Source organism: Chelativorans xinjiangensis, from assembly GCF_009812055.1.
Lineage (GTDB): Bacteria > Pseudomonadota > Alphaproteobacteria > Rhizobiales > Rhizobiaceae > Chelativorans > Chelativorans xinjiangense.
The window spans coordinates 1-18,980 of record NZ_WQNH01000070.1 but is presented as its reverse complement, the minus strand read 5'-3'; the positions used below and the strand labels follow the sequence as shown (position 1 = coordinate 18,980).

The 18,980-nt window shown below is 62.9% G+C and carries 18 protein-coding genes, 1 tRNA gene and 1 pseudogene; 14 read left to right on the top strand and 6 right to left on the bottom strand.

Translation table 11 applies throughout. The features are described from left to right. Nucleotides 1-320 precede the first annotated feature (320 nt). A tRNA-Arg gene (locus tag GM910_RS25030) sits at nucleotides 321-397 on the top strand. Nucleotides 398-696: 299 nt separating this feature from the next. Here GM910_RS25030 and GM910_RS27915 read toward each other — a convergent pair. Both GM910_RS27915 and GM910_RS25020 read right to left on the bottom strand, forming a co-directional pair. Next, nucleotides 697-795: pseudogene (locus GM910_RS27915) on the bottom strand (LysR family transcriptional regulator); the annotation flags it as partial. A 75-nt stretch (nucleotides 796-870) separates the two neighbouring features. Further along, nucleotides 871-1,695 carry an SDR family oxidoreductase gene (locus GM910_RS25020; protein WP_246226351.1) on the bottom strand — a complete coding sequence of 275 codons (825 nt, stop codon included), beginning with the start codon at nucleotides 1,693-1,695 and terminating at the stop codon, nucleotides 871-873. On the opposite strand from GM910_RS25020, the gene GM910_RS25015 reads away from it, so the two are divergent. Continuing rightward, nucleotides 1,696-2,334, top strand: coding sequence for a TetR/AcrR family transcriptional regulator (locus GM910_RS25015; RefSeq protein ID WP_246226350.1), 639 nt, complete (start codon nucleotides 1,696-1,698; stop codon nucleotides 2,332-2,334). Between the two features lie 52 nt (nucleotides 2,335-2,386). Here GM910_RS25015 and GM910_RS25010 read toward each other — a convergent pair whose 3' ends face one another. After that, the gene (locus tag GM910_RS25010) at nucleotides 2,387-2,965 is read right to left on the bottom strand and encodes a DUF3363 domain-containing protein (RefSeq protein WP_159593179.1); all 579 of its coding nucleotides are present in this window, start codon (nucleotides 2,963-2,965) and stop codon (nucleotides 2,387-2,389) included. Nucleotides 2,966-3,070: 105 nt separating this feature from the next. Then, nucleotides 3,071-3,382 carry an Atu4866 domain-containing protein gene (locus tag GM910_RS25005; RefSeq protein WP_159593176.1) on the bottom strand — a complete coding sequence of 104 codons (312 nt, stop codon included), beginning with the start codon at nucleotides 3,380-3,382 and terminating at the stop codon, nucleotides 3,071-3,073. 350 nt (nucleotides 3,383-3,732) lie between these two features. On the opposite strand from GM910_RS25005, the gene GM910_RS25000 reads away from it, so the two are divergent. Further along, the gene (locus GM910_RS25000) at nucleotides 3,733-4,620 is read left to right on the top strand and encodes a LysR family transcriptional regulator (protein WP_159593173.1); all 888 of its coding nucleotides are present in this window, start codon (nucleotides 3,733-3,735) and stop codon (nucleotides 4,618-4,620) included. Between the two features lie 236 nt (nucleotides 4,621-4,856). On the opposite strand, the gene GM910_RS24995 is transcribed toward GM910_RS25000, so the two are convergent. After that, on the bottom strand, nucleotides 4,857-5,420 hold the full coding sequence (locus GM910_RS24995; RefSeq protein ID WP_201285593.1) for a hypothetical protein: 564 nt from the start codon (nucleotides 5,418-5,420) through the stop codon (nucleotides 4,857-4,859). A 1,028-nt stretch (nucleotides 5,421-6,448) separates the two neighbouring features. Between GM910_RS24995 and GM910_RS24990 the strand changes: the two genes are divergently transcribed. Beyond that, nucleotides 6,449-7,219 carry a L,D-transpeptidase gene (locus tag GM910_RS24990; RefSeq protein WP_425482731.1) on the top strand — a complete coding sequence of 257 codons (771 nt, stop codon included), beginning with the start codon at nucleotides 6,449-6,451 and terminating at the stop codon, nucleotides 7,217-7,219. 114 nt (nucleotides 7,220-7,333) lie between these two features. Here the strand turns inward: GM910_RS24990 and GM910_RS24985 are convergent, their stop codons facing one another. Further along, on the bottom strand, nucleotides 7,334-7,624 hold the full coding sequence (locus GM910_RS24985) for a MerR family DNA-binding protein (RefSeq protein WP_159593170.1): 291 nt from the start codon (nucleotides 7,622-7,624) through the stop codon (nucleotides 7,334-7,336). 32 nt (nucleotides 7,625-7,656) lie between these two features. Here GM910_RS24985 and GM910_RS27765 point away from each other — a divergent pair, with 32 nt between their 5' ends. The 10 genes from GM910_RS27765 to GM910_RS24935 all read left to right on the top strand — a co-directional run bounded on the left by GM910_RS27765 (nucleotide 7,657) and on the right by GM910_RS24935 (nucleotide 18,604). After that, a complete protein-coding gene (locus GM910_RS27765) occupies nucleotides 7,657-8,556 on the top strand; it encodes an FAD-dependent oxidoreductase (protein WP_159593167.1) in 900 nt (299 codons plus the stop codon). Nucleotides 8,557-8,615: 59 nt separating this feature from the next. After that, nucleotides 8,616-10,052: a cytochrome ubiquinol oxidase subunit I gene (locus tag GM910_RS24975; protein WP_159593164.1), complete on the top strand. Its 1,437-nt coding sequence runs from the start codon at nucleotides 8,616-8,618 to the stop codon at nucleotides 10,050-10,052. Between the two features lie 4 nt (nucleotides 10,053-10,056). Then, nucleotides 10,057-11,061, top strand: a complete 1,005-nt coding sequence (gene cydB, locus GM910_RS24970) for a cytochrome d ubiquinol oxidase subunit II (protein ID WP_159593161.1) — start codon at nucleotides 10,057-10,059, stop codon at nucleotides 11,059-11,061. A 339-nt stretch (nucleotides 11,062-11,400) separates the two neighbouring features. Next, entirely contained in the window at nucleotides 11,401-12,741 is a 1,341-nt protein-coding gene (locus GM910_RS24965; protein ID WP_159593158.1) for an extracellular solute-binding protein, read from the top strand. An 85-nt stretch (nucleotides 12,742-12,826) separates the two neighbouring features. Continuing rightward, entirely contained in the window at nucleotides 12,827-14,134 is a 1,308-nt protein-coding gene (locus tag GM910_RS24960) for an ABC transporter permease subunit (RefSeq protein WP_159593188.1), read from the top strand. A 7-nt stretch (nucleotides 14,135-14,141) separates the two neighbouring features. Beyond that, on the top strand, nucleotides 14,142-14,966 hold the full coding sequence (locus GM910_RS24955; protein ID WP_159593155.1) for a carbohydrate ABC transporter permease: 825 nt from the start codon (nucleotides 14,142-14,144) through the stop codon (nucleotides 14,964-14,966). Next, complete coding sequence (locus GM910_RS24950; protein WP_159593152.1) at nucleotides 14,966-16,024, top strand: ABC transporter ATP-binding protein; 1,059 nt, start codon at nucleotides 14,966-14,968, stop codon at nucleotides 16,022-16,024. Before GM910_RS24955 ends, GM910_RS24950 begins: the two co-directional genes overlap by 1 nt. Further along, on the top strand, nucleotides 16,021-16,785 hold the full coding sequence (locus GM910_RS24945) for a glycerophosphodiester phosphodiesterase (protein WP_246226346.1): 765 nt from the start codon (nucleotides 16,021-16,023) through the stop codon (nucleotides 16,783-16,785). Before GM910_RS24950 ends, GM910_RS24945 begins: the two co-directional genes overlap by 4 nt. After that, nucleotides 16,782-17,777, top strand: coding sequence for a LacI family DNA-binding transcriptional regulator (locus GM910_RS24940; RefSeq protein ID WP_159593146.1), 996 nt, complete (start codon nucleotides 16,782-16,784; stop codon nucleotides 17,775-17,777). The genes GM910_RS24945 and GM910_RS24940 overlap by 4 nt, the downstream gene beginning before the upstream one ends. An 11-nt stretch (nucleotides 17,778-17,788) precedes the next feature. Next, on the top strand, nucleotides 17,789-18,604 hold the full coding sequence (locus GM910_RS24935; RefSeq protein WP_159593143.1) for an inositol monophosphatase family protein: 816 nt from the start codon (nucleotides 17,789-17,791) through the stop codon (nucleotides 18,602-18,604). The last annotated feature ends 376 nt before the right edge of the window (nucleotides 18,605-18,980 follow it).

The window sequence follows — 18,980 nt, the reverse complement described above, 5'->3', positions numbered from 1 at the left end:
TATCATCGACCTCTTCACGCCGGCCGAATGCGCCAACTACTTCAGGGCCGCAGGATATGACCCGGATTAAACAGGACGTGCTCTAGCGCATCGGCCCGAAGATCGGAATCGATTTTCGGAAGGCACGATGCGTAGCTTCAACAGCGTACAGCGTCCTTGTGTAGCGTCCTAAAGGACGCACGGCGCTGTAGCGACACCGCATCGGCGCGTCAAAGAATTGTCACTTCGGCGCTTGCTTTTGACGTTTTCAATCGTTAGGTAAGCGGCGTCCGGTCGCCGGGCAATCCGCCCGCGACCCCGCTGCCGCCCCGGCAGCCAGCGCGCCCGTAGCTCAGCTGGATAGAGCACCAGACTACGAATCTGGGGGTCAGGAGTTCGAATCTCTTCGGGCGCGCCAAATCTGCCATTCTCCCCACAATAGCGCCGGAAATTGCCGCCGATCTCCGCCGGGAATACGCCTGTGTAAAGAGCAGGAAATAACCAAGAGGCAAAAAAGCGTAGTAACGGCGGTAATCGGCGGTGAAAAGTTCGAATCGCTTGCGGTCGAATGACGTGTTTTGCCCAAGCAGAGTTCGCACCTTCGTTATTGGCGACGGCTATGCGCTTGATCTCGGACGTCAAAGGCGCGCTGACTAACTTCCAAGTCCTGCTCCAGCATCTCTTCATGCGGGTGCTGACGCTGGACTGGCTGACACCGAGCACATTGGCCGCGTGGCGGAAGTTTAAGTGCTCCGCCACAGCCAAGGCCTGGATCAATGATGCCAAAGGGATGCGCGAACCGAGAGGTGAGCGCATCCCATTCCCCCATGGAGGGTTAGTTTCTTTGACCGGATGAGAGGAAAGTCGGCGCATCGTCCTGCAGCCAATGGCTCACCAAGGCAGAGCCCTATCGGCGCTGAAATAGCCGCCAGTAGGGCCGGCGTCTTCAAGAAGCGCCAGTTTGACGGGTGCGGCAGCACCCTGCTCGACGGCCTGAACCCCCTGATGCCCATTCAGGTCCGTCGCGGTGAACCCCGGATCGGCGGAATTGACCAGAATGCCTGATGGCTTGAGTTGTGCGGCCAACTGCACCGTCAACATGTTCAGCGCCGCCTTGGAAGCATTGTAGCCCATCAGCTTGTGGGCCGCGAAAGGCCATGCGGGATCACCGTTGTTCGTCAGGGAACCCAATTCGCTGGAGACGTTGACGATGCGGCCGGACGACGACTTCTTCAGGAGCGGCAGGAAGGCTTGCGTGACCGCGAGCGTGCCAAAGACATTGGTCTCGAACGTCGCGCGCACGGCCTCGACGCTCGCGGTTTCCGGTGGGCCGTCCTCGTGACAAGCAATCCCTGCATTGTTGACGAGAATGTCGAGTCCGCCGAATCTCGTCTCGAAATCGGCTGCTGTTTCAGCGAGATCCGCGATCTTGCAGAGGTCGATGCGAATGCTGTCCACATCGAGACCTTCTCCGCGCAGCGTCCGGGCCGCATCCTCGCCCTTCTCTGGATCCCGGGCACCCAGGACGACGTGAACCCCTGCTTTGGCCAGTTGCCGGGAAATCTCCAAGCCGATCCCCTTGTTGGCGCCTGTAACGAGCGCGACTCGGCGGTGTGGCGTGGATGTTTCGGGAGAAGTGGCCATGATCTTTCCTTCTGTTGCGAAATCGACTATCCATTCAAAATATGAGGAAACCTTCAGATTTTGAATTCGCATATGTCCCTGCAACGTGAAGCCCCCGCAAGGCCCCGGAAAATACCAGTTCAGTCGCGCTCCCAAGCGACTGTGGACGCTATTTACGAGGGAGCCATTCAGGTTCTGGTAGAGGCCGGTCCACGGCATCTGACGACGACCAGAGTGGCCGAACGCGCCGGCGTGTCGGTCGGCACGCTTTACCAGTATTTCGCCAACATCGACGGCTTGATGGCGGCAATCCTCGAGCACCACCTCGGCAAGGTCATCGACACGGTTGTCGTCATCTGCGCTGGACAGCGCGGGCGGCCGCTTCACGCGATGGCTCAGGCGCTGACCGATGGGTTCATTGACGCCAAGTCGGAGCGGCTGGACGTGACGAAGGCCTTATACGCGGTCGCCTATGACTTGAAGGGACTTGAGCTGATCGAGCGAATGTCCGAGCGTTCCGTCAAAGCCATCCGGGACATGCTGACGACAGCGCCCGACGTGGTGATCGACGCGCCAGATCAGGTTGCTGCCGTCATCCATGAGGCAATGGCCGGCGCAGTGCAGATCGTTCTGAGCAAAGCAACCAATTCGACGGACTTGCTCGAATTGCGCTACCATATGCGCCATCTTGTGATGGGCTATCTTGGCTCCCTCGGCACAGACTCGCGATAGCTAATATTTTTGATCGCGAGTACGACGCTAGCGTTCTTCTTTCTGCGCGTTGTCAGCCGTGCTCAAATTGTAATTCTTCTTGGTCGCCCAAGCTGCCAGTACGCCGATCCGCCTGGACGACGCCCATGATCTCCCGGCCGAGCTGACGGTCGATGACGGGGCGCCAAGGGACAATAGCGAACTCGTGTCTCTTCTCCACAATGGCGAACTTGCCGCTCGATAGCTGGACGGTGCCGGTGAACTTGCCGCTGACGGTCTCGCCGTCGCTGGCCGCTTGAAACGGCATGAGTTTTGGACGCGGCCATCTCCGCCCCGGCATGGGCGACCTCCTGCTCTCGCAGGGTAGCGAGAAGATTGTGGCGATATAACACTCGGACGTTCGCTGGCGGGTGGCGTCGCCCTGGTCGATATGATGCTCGCGCCGACGGTCCATGGCGGCGCGGACCTCTTGTCCGAAACCGGCCGGAGCGAGATCCGATACCTCGGTAGAAACCAGCCGCCGGCGGAGCCAGGTCGCGCCGTCCTCGGACGAGACGATGAAGCGGAACTGATGCCGATCCTCCTTGCCGCGATCAATGAAGGCATCGCCATCGGCGCGGTCTTCCGTCCCCAAGTGAACAGATAAGGCCACGCATTAGCTTCAGGGTCACAGACCAGGTGGTTTCTGACCCTGTCGGCGTCTCGAACGGCAGGAGAGGCATTTTGCCCTTGGAGGACGATGTCGCCTTAGGCTTCGTCACTGGCGGTAGAGGATCATCCCCCCATGATGCAGAACATCGTTGATGAAATCGCCATCCGCGGTAAACCCCGTGTCATCCCAATATTCGATATGGGTACCGGTAACTTGGTAACGACCTTCATAGGCGCGCTCACGCGTCCCACGCGCTTCGACATACCTATTATTCGGCAGAAGCTCGTGACGGACACGACCGTCCTGCGTGACCCAGAGGCCAACATAAGGATGAGTATTTTGCAAGTTTAGCTCCTCTTCTTGCACGGGTTGGGTCAACAGGGCTGCGGCAATCAAGGCGGCAAATGCGCGCTGCATGGTCTCACTCCTGGTTGCCGTTTTTGTTTTAAGGCGTGGACAGAGCCGGATAGATGGCGCCCCTCAGGTCGAGCTCCCCGGCTCGCTCGAACGAGTGGCAATCGCGGCCGAGGTTTCGCGGTCTACTGCTCGTGCGGAGCGTCGTTGTCGACAACTTCCTGATAGGTCACGAGATCAAGGAAGGCTTCGGCCTCGCCAATTCCGCTAGACGCTCTGGTTATCAAGACTGTTTCCCTCATGCTTCGCTCCTCTGGAGAATTCAGTTGCGTGACTGCATGGATAAAGTGGACGCTTTGATTGTTCTCGTGTAGCCATCTAATCATTGACTGGATGATTAGCAGAGATGGACAATGAAGATCGACCTAAACCTCCTGCCGCTCTTTCTCGCTGTTGCGGACGAGCACAATTTCCGCGCTGCAGCAGACCGCCTTGGCGTGACCCGGTCAGCGGTCAGTCAGGGGATTCGTCGCCTGGAGGATGCTCATGGTACGGCGCTTGTCATGCGAACGACCCGATCCGTTCGTCTGACAGAGGCAGGGGAAAGGCTGCGAGAAGCGTTATCCAAGCCGCTGTCAGATATTGAAATAGCATTCGAGGAAATGGGGGCGGAAAGCAGGCCAAGTGGGATACTGAGAATTGCTGCCACCTCGATTGCCGAGCGTTTCCTATCGGGTCCGCTTCTTGCTTCGTTTGCAGCGGAAAATCCTGCCGTGACCCTCGATGTCACCGTGACAGATGAGGAGTGCGACATCGTTGCTGGCGGCTACGATGCCGGGGTCAGGCTGGGAGAAGTGATCGAGCAGGATATGATTACAATCTCCCTGACCGGCGATCAACGCGAGGCGGTGGCAGCTGCGCCGTCCTATCTCGCAGCGCATGGAACCCCAAAGCATCCCCGTGAACTTGCTCACCATCGATGCATAGGTTGGCGCCCTGCACCGAACGTCGCGCCTTATCGATGGGAATTCGAAGAGAACGGGATCCCGTTTGACGTCGCAATCGAACCTCAGATCACCACCAACGATCTCCGTCTGATGTTGCGCACTGCGCTCGCTGGTGGCGGCATCACCTTGGCACTAGAGGAGAATTTCCGGCCGTATGTGGAGTCCGGCGAGCTCATACCTCTGCTCGGCGACTTTCTCGCCCCCTTTCCAGGCTTCTACCTGTACTTTCCGCAGCGCCGCAACATGGCGACTAAAATGAGGGCTCTTGTCGATCATGTAAGACGATGGAGATGATCATTGATGGCAAATTCGATACCTTGAGGTAATCACCTCATGCTCAACAAGGCAGCAAGCCCGCACAAGCCGACTGAAATCCTCGAAATCTGCAGAACCAGCGGAAAAAGCGGGGCGGTTACAAGGACCGCCCCGCATGCCACGTTTTTGTTGTTTCTATCTGCGGCAAAGCTCGCCCGAAAATGGCGTTTGCTGTTACCCACATACCATTTTGGGGATCACCGGCGCCTCAGCGCTTACGGCTGCAAACGCTTCCCGAGGATTGGCTCGATGCCTTCCGGCTCGACGATCCAGGCATAATTCAGCTCATGCTTGATCTTCCAAACGCCCTCGACGCAGGTCCAGCCGAGTTGGGAGCGCGTATCGAAGGCAACCACCTCGCCCTCAAGTGGTTCAATCCGGCCAACAAAGCCGATAGCGGACGATGCAGTATCTCGCCCAACCACGGCATGGTTTACGTCAGTCATGCCGTGCCGGATTGATCGAGAGGCGTTCACGTGGCCTTCCCAATTGGCCCCATAAACGGAGGCATCGGTGAACAGTTGAGTGTCGCCGGGAGCGAAGTTGTCCCAATATACACCTAGAGGGTTTTTCAGGTCGTAAAACTTAGCCATCTCTTCGGCAAACACAAACGCTGGGTCGCCTTCGTGCCGCTCCCACCCTTGCATTATCCACTCCTCATGTAGCGCTAGCGGCGCTTCGGCACCTTCCTGCGGGCAAACTGCTTCCTCCTGCGCCAGCGCTGGAGTGGCGAGGCTTCCAACGGTGATGGCGGCGAAAACAAATCTGGTGATGTTCATGTGACGTTTCCTTTGTTGTCTCGATGACAATCAAAAGCTAGGCGCGGGCATTGGTTCGCGGTAGCCCAGCAATTCTCGCCAGGGCGGTTAGCTGGGCTGGACAATAAGGCTGAACAATTCAATCCCGATGTCACGATCTTGCGGTGGTGGTGCCGGCCGCACGCACCGCCTGCAGCAAAGCCTTCGAACCGGGAGACCGTCCATGACCCGGTATGATCCGATTGTCCGCACGACCGTGCTACCCCCGCACCGGCCGTCAGGATCGGCTGCGCCCAGCGCCGCAGCGACCGCCAGCATGCCCTCCAATCCCGTGGCAATCGTCGCCCCAGGGGCCCAAACTTGGCCTGGACGTCGTCTATGCCGCCCGTTCACCATGCGATACGCCGCTGTTCGCGGCAGGCGCTCGACCGCCCCAAAACGGAAAAACCCATAGCGCAACGCCTGCGGACCGCAAGTTGCTGCATGAGAGGCTTTCGTACGCCAAGCGGCACCGAAACCCTTCACCACATCGGTCGTCCAATACCATTAGCTTAGATGGCTGTTCGTGACTTTTGCGGGAACCCATGAGGCAAGGCATCGACCGGGGCGGTCCTTTAGGGTGGTGGGACCGACTCCATCGCCATATGGTCTAGCGAGACTCGACCGGACAAACTGCGGCATAATGCAAGCCAACATGCCTTAGGTCGGATTCCTGCTGTTATTTCAGCGGTTTATGACAGTTTTGCCGGTTTTATTTTAGAGAGCTATAGCGTAGACGTAGTTCTCATCATCACCCGGCGCGGTGCGCCATTTCTTTTTTCCTGCACCAGAGAGCCTCAGCGACCACTGCCGCCATGCGAGCAGACTGCCGCAAATCCACCAAAAACCATGCCCGATCACAGGCCGATCAAGACTAGGTGAGAAGCGTTCGCATCTCCTGTTGAGTGTGCTGAATAGGCAACAAATCGGCACATCGTAGCCCTATTTTCAGAGCAATAGCCGTGCGTCAAATCCAGTTCTGGGGCGAAAAGCGTATGACGAAATCCACGGTGAGTGAAACAACGGCAACCGGACGGTCGAACCGGCTCGACCGCCGCGCCTTTCTTCGTGCAAGCGGCGGAATGGCCTTGCTCGGAATAACCGGCTGCTCGACCTTCGAGGCCCCGCGGCTGGCGGGCGGACCCGCTCCGCAGCTTCCCGCGACAGGCGGTCCGATGTCCGGGCTCGGGGGCGACTTCGCCTACTATTCAGCCATGTATGCGGCCCGCCCGGAAGAGCTGTTCCCGCTTCCCGCCATTCCCATCGAGCGCATCGATCCGGTCTACTATCGCCGGCTTGTCGACGATCCGACAGGCGAACGGCCGGGAACGGTCGTCGTCGATACCGATAACCATTTTCTCTACCTTACGCAGGAGAACGGCAAGGCGCTGCGCTATGGCGTCGGCCTTGGCCGCGCCGGCTTCGAATGGGACGGACGCGGCGTGATCCAATATAAGCGCCCCTGGCCGCGCTGGACCCCGCCGGACGAGATGGTGGCACGCCAGCCGGAGCTCGAACCCTACAGCATCGCCAACGGCGGTATGGATCCAGGCCTTACCAACCCGCTGGGCGCACGTGCCCTCTACATCTTCCAAAACGGCCGGGATACGCTCTACCGTATCCATGGTTCACCCGAATGGTGGACGATCGGCAAGTCGGTGTCGTCGGGATGCGTCCGCATGCTCAACCAGGACGTCATCGACCTCTACAACCGCGTGGTCGACGGCACACCCATCCTGGTCACCGGCCTGGGCGCCGCCTATCCTCCCCTATCGGCGTGACGGCGAGGCCTGGCGGGCGGGCGGCTCAGCGGCACCAGTTCCGCCCGTACGGCCTCCATCTGGGCATCGACGTCGATGCGTGTCTCCGAGAGCATCTCCAGCTAGGCATCGGCATCACGAGGCCAGCGCCGCAAGGACCGGACATTCGGGAACGCGATCGCCGGAACATTGGGCGGCCGTTGCGGCCAGCATCTTCTCGATGCGTCTGAGATCGGCGATCTTGGCGCGTACATCGGCAAGATGCCGTTCCGTCCGCTCCTTCACCTCGGCGCAGGTCTGGGCGCCGCTATCGACCAGCTCGAGCAGGCCGCGGATCTCGTCAATCGTAAAACCGAGCTCACGGGCACGCAGGATGAACAGCAGGCGTGAAACGTGCCCCTCGTCACGGCACGATCGGCGGCACATGCGTCAACATCGGCTGCATACCGTCCAAGACCATGATCCGCGCCGCCGAGGCACTGCACGGCACGCGGGCGGCGCCCCGCTTTCCGGGCCTCGCCGGGGTGGCACACCTTGCCGATTGGCAAGCCCTGGTGGCAGCCAAGGACGAACTCGTCGCCTCACTTCGGCAGAAGAAATATCTCGATCTCCTGACCGATTACGACGCCATTGACTACATAGACGGCACCGCCCGCTTCAACGGCGCCGGCCTTCAGGTGAACGATGAGCCCATGCGGGCCGACAGCGCCACTATCGCCACGGGCGCTTCGCCGGCACGGCCCGACATTCCCGGCATCGAAGACGTCCCCTTCCTCACCAGCACCTCGGCGCTCGAACTCGATGCGCTGCCGCGGTCGCTGCTGGTGGTCGGCGGCGGTTATATCGGTTGCGAGCTGGCGCAGATGTTCGGGGGTGTCGGTTTCCCCCGACCGGCGGTAACGACGAAGGGATGCTTCGGCTTACCCGCCAAATATCCTGTTCAGCAGGATGGACGCACACCAGTTCCCCACAACCGGCAGGTCTTCATAGCGGCCGCTCTTGTGATCGAGAATGGCGGCGGTCGACGAGGAGGCTTCCAGCTCCTCGCTTGCGACGCACGAATAGGAGGCCACCGCATACGCAAGCACGAGCGCAGCACAGAAACACCCCACGCCCGCCGCTATCTCCCGACGCAACGAGCGTCCGGATCGGGCGGGCGTCTCCTTTGCTGCCATCCGCGTTTGACCTCCAACCACGTTTTCAACCTTATTCACGCCCACGCCCCCTCAAATGGAAATCACTCTTATGAAATCGGTTCCCAGGCTCGCAAGGACCCGCAGGCGGCGCGTCTGCCGCATCTGGAGATGGGCGCGACGCGACGCGAGGCGCATTTGACGCATTCGGCCGGGGTCGACTAACCGGGTTGAGGGCGGCATTGTGGCATCCGGCACCTGCTGAGGGATGATGGAGGCCGCTCATGGAGTTCGATCCGGTCCTGCTGGCGCGTATTCAGTTCGCCTTCACGATCTCCTTCCACATCATCTTTCCCGCCTTCACCATCGGTCTTTCCGCCTTCATCGCCGTTCTGCTTTTGCTTTGGAGGATGACGGAGAACGACAAGTTCCAGCGAATCGCCCGCTTCTGGACCAAGATCTTCGCCGTCTCCTTCGCCATGGGCGTCGTCTCCGGCATCGTGCTTTCCTACCAGTTCGGCACCAACTGGAGCCGTTTTTCCGAGTTCAGCGGCAATGTCATCGGCCCGCTCATCGGCTACGAGGTGCTGACGGCCTTCTACCTCGAGGCGACGTTCCTCGGTATCCTTCTGTTCGGGTGGAACCGGTTTCCACCTTGGCTCGTCACCCTTTCGGCGGTGCTGGTGGCGCTCGGCACCGCGACGAGCGCCTTCTGGATCCTCTCCGCCAATAGCTGGATGCAGACGCCGGCGGGCCACGAAATCCGCGACGGCATCGCCTACCCGCTCGACTGGCTGCAGATCGTCTTCAACCCCAGCTTCCCCTACCGGCTGGCGCATATGGTGAACGCGGCCTATCTGACGACGGCGGTGGTGGTGCTTGCCGTGGGCGCGCGCTACCTCATCGCCGGCCGTCACGCCGAGGAAGCGCGCACCATGCTGCGCATGGCGGTCGGCATGATTGCGGTCGCAGCCCCCTTGCAGCTCGTCATCGGCGACATGCACGGCCTCAACACGCTCGAGCACCAGCCGGCAAAGGTGGCGGCCATGGAAGGGCACTGGGACGGCAACGAGCCGGGCGACCTGGTGCTGTTCGCAATTCCCGACGAAGAGGCGCGGACGAACCGCTACGAAATCGCGGTGCCCCATCTGGGCTCCCTGATCCTCACCCATAGCCTGGAGGGCACCTATCCCGGCATCACGGATTTTCCCGAGGAGGAGTGGCCGCCGATCCTCAATGTGTTCTTCTCCTTCCGGGTGATGGTCGGTATCGGCCTGCTTCTGATCGCGGTTGGCCTCTGCGGCCTATATCTGTGGTGGCGGGGACGGCTGTTTACGAGCCGCTGGTTCCTCTGGTCGTCGTCCTACATGTGGCCGCTCGGCTTCATCGCCATCCTGGCCGGCTGGTTCGTTACCGAGCAGGGGCGCCAGCCATGGCTGGTGTACGGCCTTCTGCGGACCGCCGACGGCATTTCGCCGGTGCCGGGGGCGAGCGTGGCAAGCACGCTTGCCCTGTTCGTCTTCATCTACGGCATCGTGTTTTCGATGGGCATCTACTACATCAACCGTCTTATTAACGCGGGCCCGAAGGAGGCGCCCGACGAGTGGCCGGCCGGCGTGCCGAACCGCCCGCTGTCGGCCGCCGAGGAGGCGGCGCGCGAGGCGACCGGCAGGCCGAAGGGCGAAGGCCCCGGCCGCGCTTTCGGAGAGCAGGAGGGCTAGCGCGATGGAATGGTACCTCCCCGTCATCTGGGCTGGCCTGATCGGCACCGCGGTGGCCATGTATGTCATCCTCGACGGCTTCGATCTCGGCATCGGCGTCCTCTTCCCCTTCGCGCGCAAGGAGGAAGAACGCGACGTGATGATGAACTCCGTCGCCCCCTTCTGGGACGGCAACGAGACCTGGCTGGTGCTCGGCGGCGGCGGCTTGTGGGTGGCCTTTCCACAGGCCTATGCCGTCATCATGCCGGCACTCTACCTGCCGGTGATCGGCATGCTCCTGGCACTGGTCCTGCGCGGCGTCTCGTTCGAGTTCCGCTGGGTGGCGAAACCGTCGCACCGCATGTGGGATATCGCTTTCGCCGGCGGCTCCATCGTCGCCGCCTTCCTGCAGGGCGTCATCCTGGGCGGGCTCATCCAGGGCGTCGCGGTGGTCGACGGGCAATATGCCGGCGGCGCTTTCGACTGGCTCACGCCTTTCGCCGTCTTCACCGGGCTTGCCGTGGTCGCCGGCTACGGGCTTCTCGGCGCGACCTGGCTCGTCATGCGCACCGCCGGGCCGACGCAGGACCTCGGCCGGCAATACGCGCCGGTGCTGCTCGCCCTGGTGCTCGGTGCCATGGTGGTGATCAGCCTGTGGACGCCGCTGACCGTCGAGCGTATCGCCACGCGCTGGTTCAGCCTGCCCAACTTCTTCTTCCTCTGGCCCGTTCCGTTCGCCGCCGCGGGCGTAGGGTATCTCGTCTGGCACTGGCTTCGGGCCGGCCGCGAGGGCCTGCCCTTCGTCGGCTCGATCCTCCTGTTCCTGCTCGGCTATGCCGGGCTGGTCATCTCGACCGTGCCTTACCTCGTCCCCCCGCACCTGACCTTCTGGGATACGGCAGCCGCGCCGGCCTCGCAGATCTTCCTGCTCATCGGCACGGTGTTCCTGCTGCCGCTGGTGCTCGGCTACACGGTCTTCGTCTATTGGGTCTTCCGCGGCAAGGTCAGCCCCGGCGAGGGGTATCACTAAGCGCGCAGCTAGAGCATCGTTCCGGGATTCGGAATCGATTTTCGGGAAGCACGATGCGCAGATTCAAAACATAGAGCGCCGGCGCACATGGCCCGGTCACGGGGCCATGCTGCAGCGCAGCTACGATGGCAATTGACGAGCATCGTCATGCGTGGAACTGTACACGTGTGCAATATCGGAGGAAATGTCATACGGAAAAAGCGTGCACACGTGCACAACTGTCATCTGACTGTTGGATAAGGGCCTTAGGGAGGAAGCCGATGGCCTGGCGGTATCGCCGCGATCGGCCCTGGTCGTCGCCCTTCATTCCGACGGAAAACGCAAGGAGGAACGTACGAGATGACAAAGCATCTACTGAGAACCACGGCAGCAGCCGTCGTGCTGGCGGCAAGCGCCGGCGCGGCATCCGCCGAAAGCGTGACCATCAGCGTTTGGGCCGGCGGTAGCGGCCCCAACGACAACTATCGCGTCGATGCCATCGAAATGGCCGCCGACATCCTTGAGCGGGAAGCGGCGATCCGGGGCGAAGAGCTCGACATCACGGTCGAGAAGAAGACCGACAACACCTGGGACGATTTCAAGCAGGCGGTGACGCTGGCAGCCGAAGCCGGAAACGCACCGCACATCCTCGTCACCGGCCACGAGGACATCGCCCCCTGGGCCCAGTCGGGCCTCATCGTGCCGGTCGAGGACTATCTCAACCTCGACGCCTGGCCCATCAACGACATCTACGAGAACCTCATGGAAATCTCGTCTTATGGCGGGATCGTCTACGGCCTGCCGCAGGACGCGGAATCGCGGCCCTTCTTCTTCTGGAAGGAGCACATGAAGGCGATCGGCTACTCCGACGCCGATCTCGACGCGTTGGCCGATAAGGTGGAAGCGGGCGAGTATACGCTTGCAAACGTGCTCGAAGACGCCAAGAAGATGACCGAGGCCGGAGTGGTCGAGAGTGGCTACGCCTTCTATCCCCGCCCCAGCAACGGCCCGGACTACTGGCAGTTCTACACCAGCTTCGGCGGCGTCATGGAGGAGGACGGCAAACTCGTCTTCGACAAGGACGCCATGCAGCGCTTCTACCAGTTCTTCGTCGATGCGGTCGAAGCCGGCGTGACGCGCAAGAACCACATCGGCACGCCGTGGGACCAGTGGTACGCGGAAGTGGCCAGCGGCAAGGCCGGCCTGTGGAGCGGCGGCACCTGGCACTACGCCCGCTATGTCAATCAGGAAGGTCTCGAGGACTTCTTCGGCTCCCTCGCCTTCTCTCTGATCCCGGCCGGCGAGGGCGGCACGGCGAACACGCTGACGCATCCGCTCGTCTATGTGCTGACGGCGCAGGACAACGAGGACGAGGTGGCGATCGCCGCCGAACTCGTGAAGATCGCTTCCGAGCCACGCATCAACACGCTCCATGCCATCAAGTCGGCGCATCTGGGCATTGCCAAGCAGCAGTCGAATATCGACCTCTACGCCAGCGACCGCTGGGCGCGCGAGGCGACGGAGCGCCTGCTGCCCCACGCCAACGCCATGCCCAACAACACCGACTTCGGCACCTACTGGAATGCCATGTGGAGCGGGCTGGAGGCGGCCTGGACCGGGCAGAAGACACCGGAGCAGGCGGTGGCCGACGTCGAGGCCGAACTGAAGAACAGCCTCGGCGAAGCGATCGTCATCCGCTGACATGAACGCGTCCCGCGACATCGCGCAGGACGGCTCGGCGCCTTTTAAGGCCCGGGCCGTCCCGGCACGGCGGTCCCTTGGCTGGCTGAACAGCTCGAAGGGCCTCGGTATCGTGTTGCTCATGCCGGCGCTCATGCTGGTCGTCCTGTTCTTCCTCGCGCCGGTGGTGCTGACCGCCGTCTTCGCCTTCACCAACATGAGCACGGCGACCGGCATCACCGGCGGCGCCTATCAGGTGTCGCCGGGCACACTGCGCGTGCTCAGCGACCGCTACGGCATGGGCGAGCTCGCCGAGAGGCTCGGCCAGCCGACCTACATCGTTGACGAAGAGGGCCTGGCAGCGCTGGAGGAGATGGGCATCGAGCCCGGCATCATCGCCGGTCTGAGAGACGACCATCTTGGCGAAACCTATTCCTCGCGCCGCGAGTTCGAGCGCGAGATCCGCGATCTGCCCGACCGGCCAAGCACGCGCACCGTCAAGCAGATTTCCGCCGAATTCAGCCGCTCGCTCGCCAATGCGCGCTTCAGAAACGCTGGAGCGCTCGTCGCGGCGGCGGAGGCGATCGATCCCGACCTCGGCGATGCAGAGAAGGACGCCCTGCTCGACGCCACCTACACGGGCTGGACCTGGACCACGGACAATTTCCGCCGCCTCGCCTCCTCGCCGCAGACGACGCGCGTTCTCCTCAACACCGTCTTCTTCGTCGCGCTGACGCTCACTCTCTTCAACACCGGCTTCGCCATGCTTCTGGCGATCACCACACACTACATCCCCGAGCGTCCGGCCGGCATCTTCCGTATCATCTGGTTCCTGCCGCGCATCTCGCCGGCCGTCATCTACGTGCTTTTATGGAAGTGGCTCGCCTGGGACACGGGCTTCATCAGCGCCTTCCTCGACAATTTCGGCGTCAGGCCGCGCAACTGGATGCTGGGTTCGGCAACCAACGCCTGGGTCTTCGTGATCCTCATCAACGGCTTCGTCGGCGCGTCCATGGGCATGGTGATCTTCGCCTCGGCGATCAAGGCCATTCCCCAGTCCCTGTTCCACGCGGCGAGCGTGGATGGCGCCTACCGCTGGCAGCAGGTCCGCCACATCATCCTGCCGCACCTCAAATGGCCGATCCTGTTCGTCACCTGCTACCAGACGCTGTCGCTCTTGACCGCAATCGACCACATCCTGCTGTCGACCGACGGCGGGCCGGGAGGCGCGACGGAGGTATGGTCCCTCTGGGTCTATCACACGGCGCTCAACAACTATGCCGGCAACCTGCAATACGGCTACGGCGCGGCGATGGCGCTGGTGCTGGTGATCATCGGCGTCGTGCTGTCGCTGATCTATCTGCGCCTGTTCAACTACAACGCGCTGATCATCAAACCGCGCATCGAGCATTGAGGCAGCCATGACAGGACATCTGAAAAGCTGGCCCATCGTTCTGGCGCTTTCCATCCTCAGCGCGCCGCTGGTGCTGATGTACGTCTATCTCTTCATCGACACCTTCACCAACGCGCCGCCCGGCTCCTTCATCCCCAACGAGTTCACGCTGGAGCACTGGACGTTCCTCTGGCACACGCCGCCGGGCCGGCTGAGCATCTGGCGCGTGACGCTCAACTCGCTGATGTTCGCCACCTCCACCGCCACGCTCGTGGTCGTCGTCTCGTCGATGGCCGGTTATGTCCTGTCGCGGCTCAACGTGCCGGCGCGCGGCTTCTTCCTGGCCGGCGTAATGGTGCTGCACGCCTTCCCGGCAATCACACTGATCGTCGCCATCTTCCTCGTGCTGCAGATCGTCGGCCTCTACAACACGCTGATCGGCGTCATCCTGGTGAAGGCGGCGATCGACATGCCGCTCGGCATCTGGCTCATGAAGGGCTTCTACGACACGGTGCCCTGGGAGATCGAGATGGCGGGCATCCAGGACGGGGCGAGCCGTTTCACCGTCTGGCGCAAGCTCGTCCTGCCGCAGGTCAAGCCGGGCATCTTCGCGCTCGGTCTGTTCGCCTTCCTGCTCGGCTGGGGCGAGTTCATCCTGCCGCAGGTGCTGGCGCCCAGCGGCAACGCGCAGGTGCTGTCGGTCTACCTGGCGGCACTGATCGCCGACGACAACAATTTCGACATGGCGCTCTTCAAGTCCGTAGGGTTGTTCTACATCGCGCCGGTGCTGATCCTGTTCTTCTTCTTCCAGAGCTATCTCATGAACATCTATGGCGGAGGCTCGAAAGGCTGATGCGTATCCTGCTCGACAAGTTCTCGAAGTCCTTCGGCGACGTGCGTGTCATCGAGGACATGACGCTGGAGATCAACGACGGCGAGATGCTGGCGCTGCTGGGACCGTCGGGCTGCGGCAAGTCGACCACGCTGTTCGCCATCTGCGGCATCCACAAGGTCACCGGCGGGCGCATCCTCTTCGGCGACCGCGACATGACCGGCGTTCCCTCGCAGGAGCGCAATGTCGGCGTCGTCTTCCAGTCCTACGCGCTCTACCCGCACATGACGGTGGCCGAGAACATCGCCTTCCCGCTGCGCATCCGCAAGCTGCCCGAGGCGGAGGTCAAGCGGCAGATGGAGGAGATGGCGAACCTCGTGCACATCGAGGCGCTGCTTGACCGCCGCCCGGCGGAGCTTTCCGGCGGCCAGCAGCAGCGCGTGGCGCTCGCCCGCGCGCTGGTGCGGCGGCCCAACGTGCTTCTGCTCGACGAGCCGCTGGCCAATCTCGACGCCAAGCTGAGGCTGGAGATGCGCTCGGAGATCCGCCGCATACAGCTCGAGACCGGCATCACCGCCATCCTGGTCACCCACGACCAGGTGGAGGCCATGAGCATGTGCGACCGCATCGCCATCATGAATGCCGGCGAGATCATCCAGATCGCCACGCCGCAGGAGATGTACCGCAACCCGCGCACGGCCTTCGTCGCCGGTTTCCTGGGCAACCCGCCCATCGCCTTCATCGATGCGGTGGCCAGCAACGGCACGCTCACCGTGAAGGACGCCGATATCCGCCTGCCGGTGCCGCCCAATACCGAAACGCCGCCCGACGGCACGCCGGTGATCGTCGGCATCCGCCCGGAAAATCTTGGGCGCGATGGCGACGCGCCCATCCGCGGGCGCATCAGCTTCGTCGAGACCCAGGGGCGCGAGAACCTCTATGATCTCACCCTTGCGAACGGCAGCGTCCTGCGCTCCATTCAGCGCGAAAGCGACGACGTCTCCCTGAACGACGAGGTGGAATGGCGCGTGAGAAGCGACCAGCTTTTCCTGTTCGCGCAGAACGGGGAACGGCTTTGAAGGACGCCGCCGCCTTCGCGCGCCGCTTTCGCTGGCCTGCCGCCGGCTTGCGCTTCCCGCTCGTCATCGGCCACCGCGGCGCCAGCGGCCACGCGCGGGAGAACACGCTGGCCTCCTTCGCGCGGGCTTCCGATCTGGGGGCGGAGATGTGGGAGCTCGACGCTCAAGCGACCCGCGACGGCATCTGTGTGATCAGCCACGACGACCACCTGCAGCGTGTCTTCGGCATCGATGCCCACATCTCGCAATTGACGGCGGCGGAGCTTTCTCGCCTTCCCGGCGTCGAGGTCCCCACCTTCGCGGAAGCGGCCGCCCTCGCGCACGCACGTGGCGCCGGCCTTTACGTGGAGATCAAGGAGCCGGCCGCGGCACCTTTCGTCTGGCAGCTCCTCCGGCAAAAGGACCAGCGCTTCGCCGCGCTCGGCTCCTTCGACGCCGAGCTTGTGCGGGCGCTGCGGGACGAGGGCTGCGATTTTCCCCTCGCCGTCCTGGTCCGGCTCGGTGCAGATCCCCTCAAGGAGGCCGAACGCGCCGGCGCGGACATCGTGCATCTGTGCTGGGAGCGCGGCGGCGAGCGCCCGCAGGACCTGGTGACGCCGGAGCTTTCCGCCGCCATTCTGGAGAGCAGACGCCAGATCGTGCTGTGGCACGAGGAGCGGCCGGATATCATCGCCGACCTCGTCACGATGCCGGTACTCGGCATCTGCTCCGACCTTCCGGAGCGCATCGTCGCCGCACTCGACAAGGCGCCCACCGCATGAGCAACTCGGAAAAGCCCACCCGCAAGGTAACGTCCTTCGACGTGGCGCGCCGCGCCGGCGTGTCGCGGGCGGCCGTCTCGCGCACCTTCACCCCCAATGCCAGCGTCTCGCCCGAGACCCGCGACAAGGTGGTGAAGGCCGCCAAGGAGCTCGGCTACAGGGTGAACTATCTGGCGCGCGGGCTGATCAACCAGCGCTCCGATTTCGTCGGCATCGTCGCCGCCGGCATGGACAACCCCTTCCGCGCCATGCAGATCGAGCAGATCACGAAGAACCTGGTGCGGCGCAATTTCCGCCCCATCCTGCTGCCGGCCGACCACGGGGAAAGCGCCGACCACGTGATGGACCAGCTCCTGCACTACAACGTCTCGGGCGTGCTGGTCACCTCCGACGCGCCGCCGACCGCGCTGTGTGCCGAGTTCGCGGCCGCCGGCGTTCCCATCGTGCTCATCAACAAGGCGGATTCCATCCCCGCCGTCGACCGCGTCGTCTCCGACAACGACACCGCCGGCCGGCTGGCCGCCGCCACCCTGATCGAAACCGGGGCGCGGCATCTCGCCGTCATGAGCGCGGCAGCGATCTCCTACACGGCGCGGCGCCGGCAGCAGGCCTTCCTCGCCTGTTGCCATTCCCTGGAAGCGGACGTGCGGGTCATCCCCGTCAAGATCAACGACTATGCCAACGGCTTCGCCGCGGCGGCCATGCTCGATGGGGTGGACGGCGTCTTCTGCATCAACGACTACATGGCCTGCGGCCTGGTCGACGGCCTGCGCCGGCGCGGCATCGCCATCCCGGATGACGTGCGCATCGTCGGTCACGACGACGTACCGCAAGCCTCCTGGGCGGGCTACGACCTGACGACGCTCAGGCAGCCATGCGACCTGCAGGCCGAGCAGGCGATCGACCTGCTTTTGAGCCGCATGGACAACCCGGAGACCGCGGAACGGGTCGAAGTGACGCCGGTCTCGCTGGTGCGGCGCAGCACTGCGTGAAAGGGGACCAGGTGACTTCCGCAATCGACAACGGGATTTCCGAGCGCCTGGCGCTCGCCCGCAAGCTCGCCGCGAGCGTCGGCCGCGAGATCGAGGCTTTCCATGAGGAGGCGCGGTCCGCCGTCACACGGAAGGGCCTACAGGATTTCGTGACCGCCGCTGACCGCCATGCCGAGGACCTGATCCGCGGCGCGCTCGCCGAGGCATTTCCCGAGGACGGCTTTGTCGGCGAGGAAACCGGCGGGCAGCCGGCCGGTGAGGGATTCTGGGTGGTCGACCCCATCGACGGCACCACCAACTACATTCGCGGCCTGCGCCACTGGGGCGTCTCGATCGCCTTCGTCCGCGCAGGGCACATCGAACTCGGCTGCATCTATGATGCCACCACCGGCCGCGTCTACTCCGCCGCGCGCGGAAAGGGCGCCTTCTGCGAAGACCGGAAGATCGCCGTCTCCATGCGCAAAGACCCCAACGAGGCGCTCGCCATTCTGGGCTGCTCGCGCCGCACCAGCTTCGAGGACTACCAAGCCGTCGCCAGAAAGCTGCACGATCTCGGCGTCGACTACCGCCGGCTGGGCTCGGCGGCCATCGGGCTCGTCCGCGTGGCGAACGGCGTGGCGGACCTCTATTTCGAGGCGCATCTCAACTCCTGGGACATCATGGCAGGCAGCCTGATCGCCAGCGAGGCGGGTGCGACGGTGATCATGCCGCCGCTCGAAACGATGCTGGAACAAGGCGGGCCGCTGGCCGCCTACACGCCCACTCTGGGCGCCAGCCTTTCCTTTCTGGACAGGTTGGTGGAGGGAGCTGGCAGCGGGACGGGGTAATACCAACGCTCCCCCCTCAGCGCGTCATCCCCACCCCACCCACGCGCGTCATCCCGGAAAGCCGAAGGCTTGTCCGGGACCCACTCCGTGAGTCTTCCACATTCCGGCCCGCTTCGCCGGAGCTTCAGCGAGGCGAGAATGGGTCCCGGACAGTCTCCGCTTCGCTCCGACTTCCGGGATGACGCGCGTTGGAAAGGCGGCGGGCACCCTTCACCTCAGCCGGCAATGCCTCGCCTGCGCGGGGACAAACTTCCGCACCTTCAAAAAAACATTCGTTCCAAAACAATCGCTTATAATTTTTTCGCCCCGCCCAACCGCGCATTTTATCCCCCCTGCCCGCGCCGCTCTTATCATGCTCCCCGTCCCTCCCGCGGGA

Bases quoted from the DNA above. Each gene is read 5' to 3' on its own strand.
- GM910_RS25005 (WP_159593176.1), bottom strand. From the start codon at position 3,382: ATGCAGCGCGCATTTGCCGCCTTGATTGCCGCAGCCCTGTTGACCCAA.
- GM910_RS24995 (WP_201285593.1), bottom strand. From the start codon at position 5,420: ATGAACATCACCAGATTTGTTTTCGCCGCCATCACCGTTGGAAGCCTC.
- GM910_RS24975 (WP_159593164.1), top strand. From the start codon at position 8,616: ATGGAGTTCGATCCGGTCCTGCTGGCGCGTATTCAGTTCGCCTTCACG.
- GM910_RS24955 (WP_159593155.1), top strand. From the start codon at position 14,142: ATGACAGGACATCTGAAAAGCTGGCCCATCGTTCTGGCGCTTTCCATC.
- GM910_RS24940 (WP_159593146.1), top strand. From the start codon at position 16,782: ATGAGCAACTCGGAAAAGCCCACCCGCAAGGTAACGTCCTTCGACGTG.
- GM910_RS25000 (WP_159593173.1), top strand. From the start codon at position 3,733: ATGAAGATCGACCTAAACCTCCTGCCGCTCTTTCTCGCTGTTGCGGAC.
- GM910_RS25015 (WP_246226350.1), top strand. From the start codon at position 1,696: ATGTCCCTGCAACGTGAAGCCCCCGCAAGGCCCCGGAAAATACCAGTT.
- GM910_RS27765 (WP_159593167.1), top strand. From the start codon at position 7,657: ATGATCCGCGCCGCCGAGGCACTGCACGGCACGCGGGCGGCGCCCCGC.
- cydB (WP_159593161.1), top strand. From the start codon at position 10,057: ATGGAATGGTACCTCCCCGTCATCTGGGCTGGCCTGATCGGCACCGCG.
- GM910_RS24985 (WP_159593170.1), bottom strand. From the start codon at position 7,624: ATGTGCCGCCGATCGTGCCGTGACGAGGGGCACGTTTCACGCCTGCTG.
- GM910_RS24965 (WP_159593158.1), top strand. From the start codon at position 11,401: ATGACAAAGCATCTACTGAGAACCACGGCAGCAGCCGTCGTGCTGGCG.
- GM910_RS25020 (WP_246226351.1), bottom strand. From the start codon at position 1,695: ATGCGAATTCAAAATCTGAAGGTTTCCTCATATTTTGAATGGATAGTC.
- GM910_RS24950 (WP_159593152.1), top strand. From the start codon at position 14,966: ATGCGTATCCTGCTCGACAAGTTCTCGAAGTCCTTCGGCGACGTGCGT.